This is a genomic window from Lactobacillus sp. UMNPBX15, assembly GCF_002553785.1.
In the GTDB taxonomy this organism is placed as follows: domain Bacteria; phylum Bacillota; class Bacilli; order Lactobacillales; family Lactobacillaceae; genus Lactobacillus; species Lactobacillus crispatus.
Map to the genome: position 1 here is coordinate 1 of NZ_PCYV01000062.1, position 3,198 is coordinate 3,198.

A 3,198-nucleotide genomic window follows, 5' to 3' on the forward strand; every position below is an offset into this window, starting at 1 on the left:
GAGCACGGCAGCTTCCTTTCCTCGCAGGCAGTTGCCCACCAACTACTTTCGGCGTTAAGAAGCTTAACTTCTGTGTTCGGCATGGGAACAGGTGTATCCTTCTTGCTTTCGCCACCGTACTCTTTTGAGCTTTTACACTCAAAACTAAACATAATCCTTCTCGCAAAAAACCTTCCAGTTTGCTTCGCTTTGGTCAAGTCCTCGACTGATTAGTACTGGTCCGCTCCATCCTTCACAGGACTTCCACTCCCAGCCTATCTACCTCATCGTCTCTGAGGTGTCTTACTGCTTACGCAAAGGAAATCTCATCTTGAGGGGGGCTTCGCACTTAGATGCTTTCAGCGCTTATCCCTTCCGCACATAGCTACCCAGCGATGCTCCTGGCGGAACAACTGGTACACCAGCGGTGCGTCCATCCCGGTCCTCTCGTACTAAGGACAGCTCCTCTCAAATTTCCTACGCCCACGACGGATAGGGACCGAACTGTCTCACGACGTTCTGAACCCAGCTCGCGTGCCGCTTTAATGGGCGAACAGCCCAACCCTTGGGACCGACTTCAGCCCCAGGATGCGACGAGCCGACATCGAGGTGCCAAACCTCCCCGTCGATGTGAACTCTTGGGGGAGATAAGCCTGTTATCCCCAGGGTAGCTTTTATCCGTTGAGTGATGGCCCTTCCATACGGTACCACCAGATCACTAAGTCCTAGTTTCCTACCTGCTCGAGTTGTCTCTCTCGCAGTCAAGCTCCCTTATACCTTTACACTCTGCGAATGATTTCCAACCATTCTGAGGGAACCTTTGAGCGCCTCCGTTACACTTTAGGAGGCGACCGCCCCAGTCAAACTGCCCACCTGACACTGTCCCTGGCCTGGCTTACAGGTCGAGGTTAGAGCATCCTTCAAACAAGGGTAGTATCCCAACATTGCCTCCAATAAGACTAGCGTCCTATCTTCTCTGGCTCCTACCTATCCTGTACATGTTTAAAAGATACTCAATATCAAGCTACAGTGAAGCTCCATGGGGTCTTTCCGTCCTGTCGCGGGTAACCCGCATCTTCACGGGTATTATAATTTCACCGAGTCTCTCGTTGAGACAGTGCCCAAATCATTACACCTTTCGTGCAGGTCGGAACTTACCCGACAAGGAATTTCGCTACCTTAGGACCGTTATAGTTACGGCCGCCGTTTACTGGGGCTTCAATTCAAACCTTCGCTTACGCTAAGCTCTCCTCTTAACCTTCCAGCACCGGGCAGGTGTCAGCCTCTATACGTCATCTTACGATTTTGCAGAGACCTGTGTTTTTGATAAACAGTTGTTTGGGCCTATTCACTGCGGCTAACCAATCTCTTGGCTAGCACCCCTTCTTCCGAAGTTACGGGGTCATTTTGCCGAGTTCCTTAACGAGAGTTCTCTCGCTCACCTTAGTGTTCTCCACTCGACTACCTGTGTCGGTTTGCGGTACGGGTATGTCATCTCTGGCTAGAAGCTTTTCTTGGCAGTGTGATTACCACACCTTCGCTACTTTTAATTCACTCCTCTTCACAACTCGTGTTGCTGGTTAGAAGCATTTGACTCTTAACCGCACTTGTTGCTTGAACATCGTTCCATCGCGATGCGTGCTTCACCTCCTGCGTCCCTCCTTCGCTCTTAACGATTTGACACAGTACAGGAATCTCTACCTGTTATCCATCGACTACGCCTCTCGGCCTTGCCTTAGGTCCCGACTTACCCTGGGCGGACGAGCCTGCCCCAGGAAACCTTAGTCTTTCGGCGGATAGGATTCTCACCTATCTTTCGCTACTCATACCGGCATTCTCACTTCTAAGCGCTCCATTGATCCTCTCGATTCAACTTCTCCGCCCTTAGAACGCTCTCCTACCACGTGCTCTTTAAAACACATCCACAGTTTCGGTACTATGCTTAGCCCCGGTAAATTTTCGGCGCAGCGCCACTCGACTAGTGAGCTATTACGCACTCTTTGAATGATGGCTGCTTCTGAGCCAACGTCCTAGTTGTCTACGCAACTCCACATCCTTTTCCACTTAGCATAGATTTGGGGACCTTAACTGGTGATCTGGGCTGTTTCCCTTTCGACTACGGATCTTATCACTCGCAGTCTGACTCCCGTGTATGGATATCTGGAATTCGTAGTTTATCTGGATTCAGTAACCCCTGACGGGCCCCTAGTCCAAACAGAGCTCTACCTCCATTATCCTCTCCACGAGGCTAGCCCTAAAGCTATTTCGGAGAGAACCAGCTATCTCCAAGTTCGTTTGGAATTTCACCGCTACCCACAACTCATCCCCGCAATTTTTAACTTACGTGGGTTCGGCCCTCCAGTGCGTTTTACCACACCTTCAGCCTGGTCATGGGTAGGTCACTTGGTTTCGGGTCTACGTCACCTAACTTTTCGCCCTATTAAGACTCGCTTTCGCTCCGGCTCCGTCTTTTCTGACTTAACCTCGCTAGATAACGTAACTCGCCGGTTCATTCTACAAAAGGCACGCCATTGCACTTTAATGTGCTTTGACTACTTGTAGACACACGGTTTCAGGTTCTTTTTCACTCCCCTTCCGGGGTTCTTTTCACCTTTCCCTCACGGTACTGGTTCACTATCGGTCACTAACTAGTATTTAGCCTTGCGAGATGGTCCTCGCGGTTTCAACCGGGATTCCTCGTGTCCCGGCCTACTCAGGATTCTGCTAGGCGTGCTTGAGATTTCGCTTACGGGGCTCTCACCCTCTCTGGCTTACCTTCCCAGATAATTCAACTATCTCTTACACTGCCACGTCGCAGTCCTACAACCCCAAATGATAAATCACTTGGTTTGGGCTCTTTCCTCTTCGCTCGCCGCTACTAAGGAAATCGATCTTTCTTTCTCTTCCTGCAGCTACTTAGATGTTTCAGTTCACTGCGTCTTCCTTTGATTAGCTATCTATTCACTAATCAATAATGCATCTCTGCATTGGGTTCCCCCATTCGGATATCTCCGGATCACTGCGTACTTACCGCTCCCCGAAGCTTTTCGTAGTTCGTCACGTCCTTCTTCGGCTGTTAGTGCCTAGGCATTCACCGTGCGCCCTTTTCTACTTGACCTTACTCAAGAATTCTCTTCTCGGTCGCTCTACAATCTGTTCTCTTTGATTGTCTCGGTTTTTTGCTTGGATTATATTCAGTTTTCAATGTACTAGCTCTTT

At 49.8% G+C, this 3,198-nt stretch carries 2 rRNA genes; both read right to left on the reverse strand.

From position 1 onward, the window contains the following. Positions 1–2: 2 nt before the first annotated feature. A 5S ribosomal RNA gene (rrf, locus tag CP366_RS10225) occupies positions 3–119 on the reverse strand. Between the two features lie 70 nt (positions 120–189). Then, positions 190–3,097: ribosomal RNA gene (locus tag CP366_RS10230) — 23S ribosomal RNA — on the reverse strand. Positions 3,098–3,198: the final 101 nt, after the last annotated feature.